At 39.7% G+C, this 13345-nt stretch carries 20 protein-coding genes; 18 read left to right on the top strand and 2 right to left on the bottom strand.

Annotation, left to right across the window (positions count from 1 at the left end):
• The first annotated feature begins 140 nt into the window (after positions 1 to 140).
• Entirely contained in the window at positions 141 to 1385 is a 1245-nt protein-coding gene (gene gltP, locus JNUCC25_RS16585; protein ID WP_016764917.1) for a glutamate-aspartate/proton symporter GltP, read from the top strand.
• 248 nt (positions 1386 to 1633) lie between these two features.
• Positions 1634 to 2113, top strand: coding sequence for a DUF2798 domain-containing protein (locus JNUCC25_RS16580; RefSeq protein ID WP_078081983.1), 480 nt, complete (start codon positions 1634 to 1636; stop codon positions 2111 to 2113).
• 27 nt (positions 2114 to 2140) lie between these two features.
• On the opposite strand, the gene JNUCC25_RS16575 is transcribed toward JNUCC25_RS16580, so the two are convergent.
• Positions 2141 to 3010, bottom strand: a complete 870-nt coding sequence (locus JNUCC25_RS16575) for a LysR family transcriptional regulator (protein ID WP_029323000.1) — start codon at positions 3008 to 3010, stop codon at positions 2141 to 2143.
• A 115-nt stretch (positions 3011 to 3125) separates the two neighbouring features.
• Here JNUCC25_RS16575 and JNUCC25_RS16570 point away from each other — a divergent pair, with 115 nt between their 5' ends.
• From JNUCC25_RS16570 to gvpU, 16 genes are all read left to right on the top strand, one after another.
• Positions 3126 to 4346 (top strand): MFS transporter, encoded by a 1221-nt coding sequence (locus JNUCC25_RS16570; protein WP_078081982.1) that lies wholly within the window; start codon positions 3126 to 3128, stop codon positions 4344 to 4346.
• 108 nt (positions 4347 to 4454) lie between these two features.
• A complete protein-coding gene (locus JNUCC25_RS16565) occupies positions 4455 to 4940 on the top strand; it encodes a general stress protein (protein ID WP_064471876.1) in 486 nt (161 codons plus the stop codon).
• 448 nt (positions 4941 to 5388) lie between these two features.
• Entirely contained in the window at positions 5389 to 5649 is a 261-nt protein-coding gene (gene gvpA, locus JNUCC25_RS16560; protein ID WP_013058000.1) for a gas vesicle structural protein GvpA, read from the top strand.
• A gap of 60 nt (positions 5650 to 5709) precedes the next feature.
• Positions 5710 to 6195, top strand: coding sequence for a GvpT/GvpP family gas vesicle accessory protein (gene gvpT, locus JNUCC25_RS16555; RefSeq protein ID WP_064471875.1), 486 nt, complete (start codon positions 5710 to 5712; stop codon positions 6193 to 6195).
• Between the two features lie 25 nt (positions 6196 to 6220).
• Positions 6221 to 6694: a gas vesicle protein GvpQ gene (gvpQ, locus tag JNUCC25_RS16550; RefSeq protein ID WP_064471874.1), complete on the top strand. Its 474-nt coding sequence runs from the start codon at positions 6221 to 6223 to the stop codon at positions 6692 to 6694.
• Between the two features lie 19 nt (positions 6695 to 6713).
• The gene (gene gvpJ / locus JNUCC25_RS16545) at positions 6714 to 6980 is read left to right on the top strand and encodes a gas vesicle structural protein GvpA (RefSeq protein ID WP_013057997.1); all 267 of its coding nucleotides are present in this window, start codon (positions 6714 to 6716) and stop codon (positions 6978 to 6980) included.
• A gap of 75 nt (positions 6981 to 7055) precedes the next feature.
• Positions 7056 to 7322 carry a gas vesicle protein GvpO gene (gene gvpO / locus JNUCC25_RS16540; protein ID WP_013057996.1) on the top strand — a complete coding sequence of 89 codons (267 nt, stop codon included), beginning with the start codon at positions 7056 to 7058 and terminating at the stop codon, positions 7320 to 7322.
• 28 nt (positions 7323 to 7350) lie between these two features.
• Positions 7351 to 8277 carry a gas vesicle protein GvpN gene (gene gvpN, locus JNUCC25_RS16535; protein WP_029322990.1) on the top strand — a complete coding sequence of 309 codons (927 nt, stop codon included), beginning with the start codon at positions 7351 to 7353 and terminating at the stop codon, positions 8275 to 8277.
• A 14-nt stretch (positions 8278 to 8291) separates the two neighbouring features.
• Positions 8292 to 9059 (top strand): GvpL/GvpF family gas vesicle protein, encoded by a 768-nt coding sequence (locus tag JNUCC25_RS16530; RefSeq protein WP_013057994.1) that lies wholly within the window; start codon positions 8292 to 8294, stop codon positions 9057 to 9059.
• 1 nt (position 9060) lies between these two features.
• Positions 9061 to 9327, top strand: coding sequence for a gas vesicle protein GvpG (locus tag JNUCC25_RS16525; RefSeq protein WP_013057993.1), 267 nt, complete (start codon positions 9061 to 9063; stop codon positions 9325 to 9327).
• A complete protein-coding gene (locus JNUCC25_RS16520; RefSeq protein WP_078081981.1) occupies positions 9328 to 10137 on the top strand; it encodes a GvpL/GvpF family gas vesicle protein in 810 nt (269 codons plus the stop codon). It begins immediately after the preceding gene.
• Positions 10138 to 10154: 17 nt separating this feature from the next.
• The gene (locus JNUCC25_RS16515; RefSeq protein ID WP_013057991.1) at positions 10155 to 10442 is read left to right on the top strand and encodes a gas vesicle protein; all 288 of its coding nucleotides are present in this window, start codon (positions 10155 to 10157) and stop codon (positions 10440 to 10442) included.
• A complete protein-coding gene (locus JNUCC25_RS16510; RefSeq protein ID WP_064471873.1) occupies positions 10396 to 10680 on the top strand; it encodes a gas vesicle protein K in 285 nt (94 codons plus the stop codon). The genes JNUCC25_RS16515 and JNUCC25_RS16510 overlap by 47 nt, the downstream gene beginning before the upstream one ends.
• Positions 10681 to 10701: 21 nt before the next feature.
• The gene (gene gvpJ / locus JNUCC25_RS16505) at positions 10702 to 11004 is read left to right on the top strand and encodes a gas vesicle protein (protein WP_013057989.1); all 303 of its coding nucleotides are present in this window, start codon (positions 10702 to 10704) and stop codon (positions 11002 to 11004) included.
• Between the two features lie 36 nt (positions 11005 to 11040).
• The gene (gene gvpT / locus JNUCC25_RS16500; protein ID WP_064471872.1) at positions 11041 to 11910 is read left to right on the top strand and encodes a YtxH domain-containing protein; all 870 of its coding nucleotides are present in this window, start codon (positions 11041 to 11043) and stop codon (positions 11908 to 11910) included.
• A 23-nt stretch (positions 11911 to 11933) separates the two neighbouring features.
• The gene (gene gvpU, locus JNUCC25_RS16495) at positions 11934 to 12350 is read left to right on the top strand and encodes a gas vesicle accessory protein GvpU (protein WP_013057987.1); all 417 of its coding nucleotides are present in this window, start codon (positions 11934 to 11936) and stop codon (positions 12348 to 12350) included.
• A 30-nt stretch (positions 12351 to 12380) separates the two neighbouring features.
• Here the strand turns inward: gvpU and JNUCC25_RS16490 are convergent, their stop codons facing one another.
• Positions 12381 to 13280, bottom strand: coding sequence for an AraC family transcriptional regulator (locus JNUCC25_RS16490; protein ID WP_029322980.1), 900 nt, complete (start codon positions 13278 to 13280; stop codon positions 12381 to 12383).
• Between the last annotated feature and the right edge of the window lie 65 nt (positions 13281 to 13345).

Raw genomic sequence — 13345 nt, 5'->3', positions numbered from 1 at the left:
GGGTAAGGTGAAATATATAGACCATTTTGTCTATTTTAGAAGGAATTTAGCCCAATGTCCCGAACTTACATAAAGTGTATGAAATTTGGATATTAATGGAATGGTTGTCCGTTTCATGAAGTCAAAGGGGAGGGAGAAATGTGAAAAAGTTTTTAGCGTTTCAAATTTTAATTGCATTAGTAATCGGAGCTGTCATCGGGCACTTTTTTCCGGATTTCGGAATGGCTTTAAGGCCGGTAGGAGACGGGTTTATCCGCCTCATTAAAATGATTGTGGTGCCGATTGTCTTTTCAACCATCGTCATAGGTGCTGCGGGAAGCGGCAGTATGAAGCAAATGGGGAGTCTAGGGTTAAAGACGATTATTTGGTTTGAAATCATTACTACCATCGTATTAGGAATTGGGCTGCTGTTAGTGAATTTGCTAAAGCCCGGAGTAGGCCTCGATCTTTCTCATCTTGTTAAAAAGGATATTGGTGAATTGTCTCAGTACACCGACAAAGTCGTAGACTTTAAACAAATGATTTTGAACATCATTCCAACAAATATCGTAGATGTGATGGCAAAAAATGATTTGCTAGCCGTGATTTTCTTTGCTATTTTATTCGGTGTTGCCGCTTCAGGAGTTGGTAAAGCATCCGAACCTGCAATGAAATTTTTTGAATCTACGGCTAAAATTATGTTTAAATTAACGCAAATTGTTATGGTCACAGCGCCTCTTGGTGTACTAGCGCTAATGGCTGCATCTGTAGGGCAATACGGCATTGCACTTCTGCTTCCAATGCTAAAGCTAATTGGAACCGTCTTTTTAGGTCTTTTTATTATTTTATTTGTTTTATTTCCGCTTGTTGGGTTTTTATTCAAATTCAACTACTTTGAAGTATTCAAAATGATTTGGGATTTGTTTCTTATTGCGTTTTCCACAACAAGTACAGAAACGGTGCTGCCACAGCTGATGGAGCGGATGGAAAAGTACGGATGCCCTAAACGAGTTGTGTCGTTCGTTATTCCGTCGGGTCTGTCGTTAAACTGTGATGGATCCACGCTGTATTTATCCGTTTCATGCGTCTTTTTAGCACAGGCTTTTAACATCGATATGCCATTAACTCAGCAATTATTTATGATGCTTATACTGGTGATGACAAGTAAAGGAATTGCGGCTGTCCCGTCAGGTTCACTTGTTGTTCTTTTAGCAACAGCCAACGCAGTAGGTCTGCCGGCTGAAGGAGTGGCAATTATTGCAGGAGTAGACCGCATCATGGATATGGCCAGAACAGGAGTCAACGTCCCAGGCCACGCCATTGCCTGTATCGTCGTCTCGAAATGGGAAAAAGTATTCCGCACCCAAACGCCAATCCCGCCCGGATCTCACACGGAATCTCTATAAAACCAACCTCCGCTTTAGTCTATAGAGCGGGGGTTTTTTTGTTAAAGTTTCAAAGGGGCAGATTAGATTTTCCATACTCATTCCTCCACAAAAAAGGGGCAGCAGCCGCTTTCGTTTAGAAAATCCCCTGTGCCGTTTTTTAATCACAGGGGATTTTCTCCATAAATGTTCACAAATTGTTCACTTACGAAGAAGGAAGATAAAAAGCTATACTAAGCCAAGTAAAAAACATGAAAAGGATGAGGAATGTGCCAACAACTAAAAAAGAAAGTATGTATTTTGGAATGATGATGTGCGGAGGGATGGTGCTTGTGATGACGGTGTATAACATGTTAATGAATGACGTCATCGGGCATATCACGCTTGCAGAAGGTATTTTGAACTTGGTTATCACGTTTGTAGTCGCAATGGCTGTCGAAACTTTTTTCGTCGGTCCCGCAGCAAAAAAAGTAGCATTTTCACTGCCGTTTGATAAATCGAAACAGTTAAAAGTCGTGTTGATTTTGTCATCATGTATGGTGATCGGAATGGTGCTTTGCATGTCTGTATACGGGTTAATTACGATGTCACTTACAAAAGGTTTAGACGGAGAGCCGCTTCTTTCAAGCTATGCATTGATCGTTATGAAAAACTTTATCGTGGCATACCCGCTTCAGCTTCTCATCATGGGTCCTTTAGTTCGCGGACTGTTTATGAAATTTGTGAAAAAGAATCCGGCAGCTGCTTAAGCCAAAACCCTAAGAACGCCTATTTTCTTAGGGTTTTGTTATGCAAATCTGTTTGGTAAGAAGAGAAGAAAATTCACGTAAAGCCGCCGATACAAAGGCATCTTTTCGCGTAATAAAAAAAGTGGGAACCTTTTTATACGGTTCTGGCAGCGGAGTTAACGTTAATGAATGGTCGTGATTAGATACAATGGATTTCATCATTACAGCTACGCCCATACCAGCTTTTACACACCCAATAATCGCTTCAATCGTACCAAATTCTAATATTCGTTTTGGAAACACGCCTTCTTTTGTCAACAGCATTTCTAACGTATGTCGATATGCGCATCCGCTGCTGAAGGCTAATAAATTCATATCTTTTAGGCTGTAAAGAGAAGGAAGAGGGTGGCGGCTCACAAGTACAAGCTCTTCATCTTGAGTAAATAAAGAGTTTAGATCAGGATGTTCACAGCTGCCTGCAACAAATGCACCTTCAAGTTTTCGGGTTAAAACCAGGTGAATAAGAACATCGGTTGTATGTGTTTCTAAAATGAAGTCTACATCCGGGTAGGCAGTGCAATAAGTAGAAAGCAAAGGCGGTAGCCGAAGAGCCGCAGTAGATTCAGTTGCACCTATTTTTAAAGGCCCTATCGGTGTATGCGCACTGCTTTGCACAGTTGCCGTGGCTTCATTGGTTAAACGAAGAATTTCTTCAGCATAACGAAGCAAAAGCTCTCCGCTAGAAGTTAACGTTACGCCTTTACCGCTGCGTTCAAATAGCTGTGTGCCGAGTTCAGCTTCTAGCTGCTGAATTCGCATCGTCACATTCGACTGCACGTAGCTTAAGATTTTGGCTGCCTTTGAAATATTTTTTTCTTCTGCTACCGTTGTAAAAACAAGCAAATCTTTTATATCCATCAAATCTCCTCCTCCTCCTTCAGCTATCATTTTTATTGATGACTTTTATCTTTATTGCTTATTTTACATGATATCACCGCTACTCTACACTGAAAATAAAGGTGGAGGATAGAAAATGAGCAGACAAAAAGCTTCTTATAAGTGGATGATTTTATTTATTGCCACTCTTTCTCAGGCGTGTGCAACGTTTGTCACGTACGGGGTAGGACCATTGGCAGCGTTTTGGCAAAGATTATATGATTTATCGCAGTTTCAAACAGGACTGCTCGTATCAGCTGTTCAAATTGGCCCGATTTTTTCCATGCTGCTTTTTGGGAACTGGATGGATCGTTATGGAGAAAGGTGGCTTGTAGGAGGAGGATCTATTTTGCTGGGGATAAGCATGCTTTTTGCCTATAGCGCTGATCATTATTTGTATCTAACAGGCGTACTTCTCGCAGCAGGCGTGTGGTATGGAACAGCACAGCCAGGAGGAAGCAAAGCAGTGGTGAAGTGGTTTCCTTCTCATCATAGAGGCCTTGCCATGGGGATTCGGCAAACGGGGATACCGATTGGAGGCGCTGTCGCTTCAGCAGCATTACCGCTGCTGTTTCATCAATACGGATGGCATGGGGCTGTTCTCGTACAGGCAGCGGCAGCTATCGGAGGAGGCCTTCTTTTTTTTGTATTCTACCGAGAGCAATCATCATCGTCAGAAAAAAAGGAAACATTTACACTTCGTCAAAAAATCAAGCGCATTTCTCAAGATAAAACGCTCTATCCGCTGTTTTTTGTAGGTGTTTCAATGATTTCTCTTCAAATGATTATCGTTGCGCACTTTATGAGCTATTTAACGAAAGCCCTAAAGATGGATTTTGCTTCAGCTGGCATCCTGCTGAGCATCACATTGTTAGGCGGAATGGTGGGGAGAATTGTTTTAGCTTGGGTAAGTGATTATGTGTATAACGGAAATCGGAGAACTCCTTTGCAAGTGACGGTTTGGATGACTGCAGGACTAACAATAGCTATTTCTTATATTGGATTTACTTTGCCTTTTTGGCTACTAACTGCTTTTTGTTTTAGCCTTGGCTTTTTTGCAATTGGCTGGTTTAGTTTGTTTATCGTGCTAATAGCAGAAAAAGCGGATGATCGTTTTATTGGTTTAACGGTAAGCATTGCGTTAACGCTCAATCAATTTGCCATCGTGCTCGCACCGATTTGGTTTGGGCTCCTTGTGGATTGGCTCCGGAGTTACACGTTGGCTTTTAGTGCGGTTGCATGCTTCATTGCTTGTGGAGGAATATGGTTAAAAAAAGAGCGAGTTCCTTCATTTTTAAATAAAAACGTCACTAAATAAAAAGTGATTTAGGGCTATTTATTTAAGAATAGAGAAGACCTCTTATCCTCTAAAACGTTTCAAAGCCATGCTCCCGGGTACACACAACATTAATGAGGAGGAGATAGTATGGAAGCAAAAGCAAAGAATGTTGTGGGGGTATACGAAACGGAACAAGAAGCAGTTCATGCCGTAGAGAGTTTAAAAAAAGAAGGGTATACATCAGAAGAAATATCTATCATCGGCAAACATAAAAAGACCAAAAACGTTCAGAAAGAAACGAATACAAAAGCAGAAGGAGCAGCAACTGGAGCACTTACCGGAGGTACGCTGGGGAGCTTGACCGGAATATTAGCAGGTGCCGGGGCTCTTGCCATACCGGGAATAGGTCCAATTGTGGCGGCTGGTCCGATTGTAGCTACATTAACAGGTGCGGCAGCTGGTGCGAGCGTAGGAGGTCTGTCTGGTATTTTAGTAAGTATGGGAATTCCAAAACAGCAGGCCGAACAATATAATGATTCAGTCAAAGAAGGCAGCTTGCTTGTTTTAGTAGACAAAGAAGACTCAGATCATGATGGAAACCCGAAAGCTCCTTTAACCGGAATGATTTTATAGAACGTATGATACGTAGGAGAAATCTGTCGCAGTGCGGCAGATTTTTTTATGCGCTGGTTTTATTTAAGTGAACTTAATTAACTACAATATTCCATAATAGTTAAAAATATTAAAATATTTCATGGTGTATCGAGTAATAATATGCCTTAAATTATAATGTAATATTATTGTAACAATAATGTATTTATTGTTTTATTTTGGGATTGAAATCTTGATGAAAGCTTTAACAGAAGGATTTACGCGCAAATTCCATCCAATAATTAACTGTTAATTATTATACGCAGTAGAATAATTTTCTAATTTATTTTCGGGAATTACTTTTTAGCAAATTATTCATGTTTGAAAGAGGGCTAAAAAGTATATTTCAAAAGTATGTTTACTTAAAAAGTTAAGCAGGTTCATTAGTAGCATCATTCATTTAGCTAAATTTCGAAAGGAGCTGCTAAAAATGAGTATTCAAAAAAGTACAGATAGTTCTAGTTTAGCAGAAGTGATTGATCGAATTCTCGACAAAGGGATTGTCATCGATGCTTTTGCCCGAGTATCTCTCGTAGGAATTGAAATTTTAACGATTGAAGCACGAGTCGTTATTGCAAGTGTCGATACGTGGCTTCGCTACGCAGAAGCCGTTGGGTTATTAACCGACAAAGTAGAGGAAGAAGGGCTGCCTGGCCGAACAGAGGAGCGAGGAGCAGGGCTTAGCTTTTAAGTCTTTCAATCGTAAGAAAATTCATTAAATAAATAATAATAAGAGAAAAGAGGATGAAACATGTCAACAACTGATAATAAGGTGCAAAGTGAAAAACAAGAAAATCAGCAGCAGGAAGAAAAAACGCAAAACTCTTTAAATCTTGCTATTTTAGGAGGCGTAGTAGGAGCGGGAATTGGACTTCTTTCAAGTCCTCAAACGAGTAAAAAAGTACTCAGCCGCTTAGGACAATCAGAAATTGTACGTGCGACAGGACAAGAGTTAAGAAGAAACGCACAGGATATTCTAACGCAGCAAGCGATGGGGGCATTAAGACAGACGGCTACAGGCTATCTTGAAAAAGATAATTTAAGCAAGCTGCTGGCACCTAAAAAGAAAAAAGAAGATGCATCAAATGAACAGGGAGATTCGCAGGAAGAAGTCAGCCAAAGCGCAGAAATGGAAACGTCTCAGTACGAAGAGCTAAAAGAAGAAAATAAAAATATGAACGACCAGCTGCAGCGCATTGAAGAGATGCTAAACAAACTCATGGACGCGAAGAAGTAAGATATCCGTCCTGAAGGGGAATTTCATGGATAAAAAAGATGTGGAGAAAGCAGCCTTAAAAGCAGGAAAAAAGATCATCGATCATACGCCTGAACCTGTTAAGGAAAAGGTTAAAGAAAAGGTTAAAGAAAAAGCGAAAGAGAAGTTTGTTGAAAAAACCGAAGGGAAACTGCAGGAAAAAGCAAATGAAGCGTCAGAAAAACTGCAGAAAGCAAAAGAGAGAAACGCCAGTAAAGTACACGGCAAAGGGGAAGACGCAAAAGAAAAGCTCCAAGACGTCTTACTATCAGTAAAAAATAAGCTTAGCGATGTGAAAGAAGCTGGAGAAAACTTTCAAGAAAAAGTTTCTTCTTCAGACGATAAAGAGAAGTCAAAAAATAAGCGGAAAATAAAAGGCGCAAATCAGATTAAAAAAGCAACGGATATTAAAAGCTCTACTAAGATTAAAAGTTCCAATGATATTAAATCATCTACAGATTTAAAAACAATGGGATCATAAGCGAAAGGAGAAATGAGATATGTCTATTCAAAAAAGTACTAATAGTTCAAGTTTAGCAGAAGTCATTGACCGTATTTTAGATAAAGGAATTGTTATTGATGCTTTTGCAAGAGTTTCTGTTGTAGGAATTGAGATTTTAACGATTGAAGCACGAGTGGTTATTGCCAGTGTTGATACATGGTTACGCTATGCAGAAGCAGTAGGGCTTCTTCGTGACGACGTAGAAGAAAACGGTCTTCCTGAACGTTCAAATTCAAGTGAAGGACAGCCGCGTTTTAGTATTTAATATGAAGTGATATGGAACCTTCCTTTTTTGAGGGTGGTTCCAGCTTTTAGATTTAACTATTGGAGGCTACTAAAAATGGAAATTAAAAAAATTATGCAAGCCGTGAACGACTTTTTCGGTGAACACGTAGCTCCTCCTCATAAAATTACCTCGGTGGAAGCTACTGAAGATGAAGGCTGGAGAGTTATTGTTGAAGTCATTGAAGAACGAGAATACATGAAAAAATACGCCAAAGATGAAATGCTCGGAACGTATGAGTGTTTTTTAAATAAAGAAAAAGAAGTCATTTCATTCAAACGACTCGACGTCAGATATAGAAGCGCCATTGGCATTGAAGCATAGACGATAAGATGGCAGGAGGAACGTAAAAATGACCGTCTTAACAGACAAAAGGAAAAAAGGCAGTGGAGCTTTTATACAAGATGACGAGACAAAAGAGGTTCTTTCAAGAGCGCTGAGCTATTTAAAATCCGGCTATTCCATTCATTTTACAGGTCCTGCCGGCGGAGGCAAAACCTCTTTAGCGCGAGCGCTTGCTAAAAAGAGAAAGCGTCCTGTAATGCTGATGCACGGGAATCACGAGCTCAACAACAAAGATTTAATTGGCGATTTTACGGGATACACGAGCAAAAAAGTAATCGACCAGTACGTTCGTTCTGTCTATAAAAAAGATGAACAAGTGAGTGAAAACTGGCAGGATGGCCGATTGCTTGAAGCTGTAAAAAATGGCTATACGCTGATTTACGACGAATTTACTCGTTCTAAGCCTGCGACGAATAATATCTTTCTATCGATATTAGAAGAAGGCGTGCTGCCGCTGTATGGAGTAAAAATGACCGATCCTTTTGTGCGCGTGCATCCCGATTTCCGCGTCATCTTCACAAGCAATCCAGCTGAGTATGCCGGCGTATATGATACGCAAGATGCGCTTCTCGACAGGTTAATTACCATGTTTATTGATTATAAAGACATCGACAGAGAGACAGCGATTTTAACGGAGAAAACGGACGTAGAAGAAGATGAAGCGCGCACAATTGTAACGCTCGTAGCAAACGTGCGAAACCGCTCTGGAGACGAAAACAGCAGCGGACTTAGCCTGCGGGCTTCGCTTATGATCGCTACCCTTGCCACGCAGCAAGACATTCCTATCGATGGAAATGACGAAGATTTTCAAACGTTATGTATCGATATTTTGCATCATCCGCTTACCAAATGTTTGGATGAAGAAAATGCAAAAAGCAAAGCCGAAAAAATCATTTTAGAAGAATGTAAGAATATAGACACTGAAGAAAAGTAAAGGAGCTTGAAAACATGAGTGAAACAAACGAAACAGGTATTTATATTTTTAGCGCCATTCAAACGGATAAAGACGAAGAATTTGGCGCCGTGGAAGTAGAAGGAACAAAAGCTGAAACATTCTTGATTCGCTACAAAGACGCGGCTATGGTAGCAGCTGAAGTACCGATGAAAATTTATCATCCTAATCGCCAAAATTTATTAATGCATCAAAACGCAGTAGCAGCGATTATGGACAAGAACGATACGGTTATTCCAATCAGCTTTGGGAATGTATTCAAATCAAAAGAAGACGTAAAAGTTCTTTTGGAAAACCTTTATCCGCAGTTTGAAAAGCTGTTTCCAGCCATCAAAGGAAAAATTGAAGTCGGTTTAAAAGTAATTGGGAAAAAAGAATGGCTTGAGAAAAAAGTAAACGAAAATCCTGAACTTGAGAAAGTATCAGCATCCGTAAAAGGAAAATCAGAAGCAGCCGGTTATTATGAGCGTATTCAACTTGGAGGAATGGCTCAAAAGATGTTTACTTCCCTGCAAAAAGAAGTCAAGACAGATGTGTTTTCTCCGCTTGAAGAAGCAGCGGAAGCAGCAAAAGCAAATGAGCCAACGGGCGAAACGATGCTTTTAAACGCGTCTTTCTTAATTAACCGAGAAGATGAAGCGAAGTTTGATGAAAAAGTGAATGAAGCGCATGAAAACTGGAAAGACAAAGCCGATTTTCATTACAGCGGTCCTTGGCCTGCTTATAATTTTGTGAACATTCGCCTAAAAGTAGAAGAGAAATAACGTGCTTCACAAATTAGTAACCGCACCCATTAACCTTGTAGTGAAAATCGGCGAAAAAGTACAGGAAGAAGCTGATAAACAGCTATATGACCTTCCGACGATTCAGCAAAAACTCATTCAGCTTCAAATGATGTTTGAGCTTGGTGAAATTCCGGAAGAAGCGTTTCAAGAAAAAGAAGATGAATTGTTAATGAGGTACGAAATTGCGAAACGCAGAGAAATTGAACAATGGGAAGAGCTAACACAAAAAAGAAATGAGGAATCCTAGATGGGAGAATTACTATATTTATACGGTTTAATTCCAACAAAAGAAGCAGCAGCCATAGAGCCGTTTCCATCTTATAAAGGGTTTGACGGAGAACATTCACTGTACCCAATTGCGTTTGATCAGGTGACGGCTGTAGTTTCTAAGCTGGATGCTGACACCTATTCAGAAAAAGTGATTCAAGAAAAAATGGAGCAGGATATGAGCTGGCTGCAGGAAAAAGCATTTCATCATCACGAAACGGTAGCCGCTTTGTACGAAGAATTTACGATCATTCCATTAAAATTTTGTACCATTTATAAAGGTGAAGAAAGTCTGCAAGCAGCTATTGAGATTAACAAAGAAAAGATAGAGAATTCACTGACGCTGCTTCAAGGAAATGAAGAGTGGAACGTGAAAATTTACTGTGATGATACAGAGCTTAAAAAAGGAATCAGCGAAACGAATGAAAGCGTGAAAGTGAAAAAAGAAGAAATTAGTCACTTATCACCAGGAAGACAGTTTTTTGAAAAGAAAAAAATAGATCAGCTGATTGAAAAAGAATTAGAGCTTCACAAAAATAAAGTGTGTGAAGAGATACATGACAAGCTTAAAGAATTATCGCTTTATGACTCTGTTAAAAAGAATTGGAGCAAGGACGTAACGGGCGCAGCTGAACAGATGGCGTGGAACAGCGTGTTTCTTCTCCCGTCTCTGCAGATCACTAAATTTGTAACCGAAATAGAAGAGCTTCAGCAAAAGCTTGAAAATAAAGGCTGGAAATTTGAAGTGACGGGACCATGGCCGCCCTATCATTTCTCCAGCTTTGCGTAAAGTGAGGAATTAACATTATGTCTCTTAAACAATCCATGGAGAATAAAGATATTGCTCTTATTGATATTTTAGATGTCATTTTAGATAAAGGAGTCGCCATTAAAGGAGACTTAATCATTTCCATAGCTGGCGTCGATTTAGTGTATTTGGATTTGCGGGTGCTTATTTCTTCGGTTGAAACGCTTGTCCAAGCAAAAGAAGGAAATCGCAAACCAATCACTTCTGAACAATTTGATAAACAAAAGGAGGAATTAATGGATGCAACGGGTCAGCCAAGCAAATGGACGAATCCACTTGGATCCTGATCAAGCTGAACAAGGCTTAGCGCAGCTTGTGATGACAGTTATTGAGCTATTGAGGCAAATCGTTGAACGTCATGCCATGAGGCGGGTGGAGGGTGGAACGTTGACGGACGAACAAATTGAAAACTTAGGAATTGCACTAATGAACTTAGAAGAAAAAATGGACGAGTTGAAAGAGGTGTTCGGTCTGGATGCAGAAGATTTAAATATTGATCTTGGACCGCTAGGCAGCCTGCTTTAAGCGGTCAGTAGGAGGAACAGTATGGCAGTCGAACATAATATGCAGTCAAGTACGATTGTAGATGTGCTCGAAAAGATTTTGGATAAAGGAGTCGTTATAGCGGGGGACATCACCGTAGGAATTGCAGATGTCGAGCTATTAACGATAAAGATCCGCTTGATTGTGGCTTCGGTTGATAAGGCAAAAGAAATCGGCATGGACTGGTGGGAAAATGATCCGTATCTCAGTTCAAAAGGAGCAAATAACAAAGCGCTCGAAGAAGAAAATAAAATGCTGCATGAGCGGTTAAAAACGCTTGAAGAAAAAATAGAAACGAAACGTTAAAAACTGTACGCTACTTAAAAAATGGAGGGATTTACAATGGCAACTGAAACAAAATTAGATAACACACAGGCAGAAAACAAGGAAAATAAAAATGCGGAAAACGGTTCAAAAGAAAAAAACGGTTCAAAAGCAAGCAAAACAACAAGCAGCGGGCCAATCAAACGAGCGGTAGCAGGAGGCATCATCGGTGCAACGATTGGATACGTATCGACTCCTGAAAATCGAAAAAGTCTCCTTGACCGCATTGATACAGACGAATTAAAAAGCAAAGCATCTGATTTAGGAACAAAGGTAAAAGAAAAATCAAAAAGCAGCGTGGCCAGCCTGAAAACATCTGCGGGAAGCTTGTTTAAAAAAGATAAAGATAAATCAAAAGATGATGAAGAAAACGTAAATTCTTCTAGTAGCGAAACAGAAGACGATAACGTTCAAGAGTACGACGAGTTAAAAGAAGAAAATCAAACTCTTCAAGATCGCTTATCACAGCTTGAAGAAAAAATGAACATGCTTGTTGAGCTTAGCCTCAATAAAAATCAAGACGAAGAAGCGGAAGATACGGATTCCGACGAAGAAGAGAACGATGAGAACGAGCAGGACGATGAAAACGAAGAAGAAACATCTAAGCCACGTAAAAAGGATAAAAAAGAAGCTGAGCAAGAAGAGGAAGAAGAAAGTGAAAGTGACGAAGACAGCGAGGAAGAAGAGGAAGATTCTCGCTCAAACAAAAAAAATAAAAAAGTAAAAACAGAAGAAGAAGACGAAGATGAAAGCGAAGAAGAAAAAAAGGAAGGGAAACCAAAAAAGTCAACAGCTAAAAAATCAAAAAATACAAAAGCAAAGAAAAACACGGACGAAGAAGATGATGAAGCAACATCTCTTTCTAGTGAAGACGATACAACAGCCTAAGACGTAAAGGAGGAAAGAAAGACATGAGTACAGGCCCTTCTTTTTCAACTAAAGACAATACGCTTGAATACTTTGTGAAAGCTTCTAATAAACACGGCTTTTCACTTGATATTTCATTAAATGTAAACGGCGCTGTGATTTCCGGTACCATGATTTCAGCAAAAGAATACTTTGATTACTTAAGCGAAACGTTTGAAGAAGGCAGTGAAGTGGCTCAGGCGCTAAGCGAACAATTCTCTTTAGCAAGCGAAGCGAGCGAATCAAACGGAGAAGCAGAAGCCCATTTTATTCATTTGAAAAATACAAAGATTTACTGTGGAGACAGTAAATCTACTCCTTCTAAAGGCAAGATCTTTTGGAGGGGGAAAATAGCAGAAGTAGACGGGTTTTTCTTAGGAAAGATTTCTGATGCAAAATCAACGAGTAAAAAGAGTTCATAAAAAACGGCGGGGTGATTGCCCCGCCGTTTTTTAGTGATGTGATGAGATGTGCAGCTTCTTTTTTCGATACATGAGCGGAGTCATCTTCATTTCTTTTCGAAACTGATTAATAAAATAGCTTGTACTATTAAACCCTACTTGATAGGCGACTTCCGTCACATTTGCTTCTGCTTGCTGCAGCATAACTAAGCTTTGCTGAATTCGATAGTTTAATACATAGGTCAAAGGCGATTTTTTTAACATTTTCTTAAAATATCGACAGCATTCAGAACGGCTCAATTGTCCGGCTTTGGCAATATCATCGAGCGTAATCTTTTCAGCAAAGTGCAAATGAATCCAATTGAGCATTTGCTTCATCCGCTGATTTTTGATCATTTCTTTTTCATTGTATTTCAGCTGCAACCCGTTAAGAATTAAATTTTTCCACAGTATGCTGAGTTCAGAGGCAATCTCTATTTCATAGTGGTGTGGCTGCTTATGAATCCATGTGTGTATCTTATGTATAGACTCTAACACGTTATTTCCCCAGGCTTGCTTTGGACTGATGAATAAATGTGATAGATTCGTTGCATGAATGTAGGGATAAACGTAATTTGTAAAAAGCTCTTGCGGCACAAGAAAATGAGGAGAAACATTTAAACAAATGTACACGCAGCCGGATTTGTTTATATCTTCAGTCATATGAAGACATCCGCTGTTAATAAACAGTCCGTAGCCTTGTTTTACAGTCACTGTTTTTTCATTTATTTGAAAAGACGCATCACCTTTTATAACCAATACAAATTGAAGCTCATCATGCCAGTGAAGAGGGATGTAGCCGTTTATGTGATCGCCGATCGTCGTTTGATAACATGCTACTGGTAGCTCAACGGTGCGATGGGTCGTTAGCTCTTTTAAGTTTTCATCAATTTTAAAATGGGCTGCTGGCATACATGGTCACCTCAATATATTTATATTTTTTAATGCAATATGCGTATTTTTCGCCCCGTTTTTCA

The sequence above is a fragment of the Priestia sp. JNUCC 25 genome (assembly GCF_053667915.1).
The sequence above is the reverse complement of the archived record's forward strand: the minus strand, read 5'-3'. Positions and strand labels throughout refer to the sequence as shown.

What these genes read in the sequence shown, in the direction of transcription:
- gvpQ (WP_064471874.1), top strand. Translation starts at nt 6,221, where the DNA reads ATGGATAAAAAAGATGTGGAGAAAGCAGCCTTAAAAGCAGGAAAAAAG.
- JNUCC25_RS16570 (WP_078081982.1), top strand. Translation starts at nt 3,126, where the DNA reads ATGAGCAGACAAAAAGCTTCTTATAAGTGGATGATTTTATTTATTGCC.
- gvpO (WP_013057996.1), top strand. Translation starts at nt 7,056, where the DNA reads ATGGAAATTAAAAAAATTATGCAAGCCGTGAACGACTTTTTCGGTGAA.
- JNUCC25_RS16565 (WP_064471876.1), top strand. Translation starts at nt 4,455, where the DNA reads ATGGAAGCAAAAGCAAAGAATGTTGTGGGGGTATACGAAACGGAACAA.
- gvpN (WP_029322990.1), top strand. Translation starts at nt 7,351, where the DNA reads ATGACCGTCTTAACAGACAAAAGGAAAAAAGGCAGTGGAGCTTTTATA.
- JNUCC25_RS16520 (WP_078081981.1), top strand. Translation starts at nt 9,328, where the DNA reads ATGGGAGAATTACTATATTTATACGGTTTAATTCCAACAAAAGAAGCA.
- gvpJ (WP_013057997.1), top strand. Translation starts at nt 6,714, where the DNA reads ATGTCTATTCAAAAAAGTACTAATAGTTCAAGTTTAGCAGAAGTCATT.
- JNUCC25_RS16575 (WP_029323000.1), bottom strand. Translation starts at nt 3,010, where the DNA reads ATGGATATAAAAGATTTGCTTGTTTTTACAACGGTAGCAGAAGAAAAA.
- JNUCC25_RS16510 (WP_064471873.1), top strand. Translation starts at nt 10,396, where the DNA reads ATGCAACGGGTCAGCCAAGCAAATGGACGAATCCACTTGGATCCTGAT.
- JNUCC25_RS16490 (WP_029322980.1), bottom strand. Translation starts at nt 13,280, where the DNA reads ATGCCAGCAGCCCATTTTAAAATTGATGAAAACTTAAAAGAGCTAACG.
- gvpA (WP_013058000.1), top strand. Translation starts at nt 5,389, where the DNA reads ATGAGTATTCAAAAAAGTACAGATAGTTCTAGTTTAGCAGAAGTGATT.
- gvpU (WP_013057987.1), top strand. Translation starts at nt 11,934, where the DNA reads ATGAGTACAGGCCCTTCTTTTTCAACTAAAGACAATACGCTTGAATAC.
- gvpT (WP_064471872.1), top strand. Translation starts at nt 11,041, where the DNA reads ATGGCAACTGAAACAAAATTAGATAACACACAGGCAGAAAACAAGGAA.
- gvpJ (WP_013057989.1), top strand. Translation starts at nt 10,702, where the DNA reads ATGGCAGTCGAACATAATATGCAGTCAAGTACGATTGTAGATGTGCTC.
- JNUCC25_RS16530 (WP_013057994.1), top strand. Translation starts at nt 8,292, where the DNA reads ATGAGTGAAACAAACGAAACAGGTATTTATATTTTTAGCGCCATTCAA.
- JNUCC25_RS16515 (WP_013057991.1), top strand. Translation starts at nt 10,155, where the DNA reads ATGTCTCTTAAACAATCCATGGAGAATAAAGATATTGCTCTTATTGAT.
- gvpT (WP_064471875.1), top strand. Translation starts at nt 5,710, where the DNA reads ATGTCAACAACTGATAATAAGGTGCAAAGTGAAAAACAAGAAAATCAG.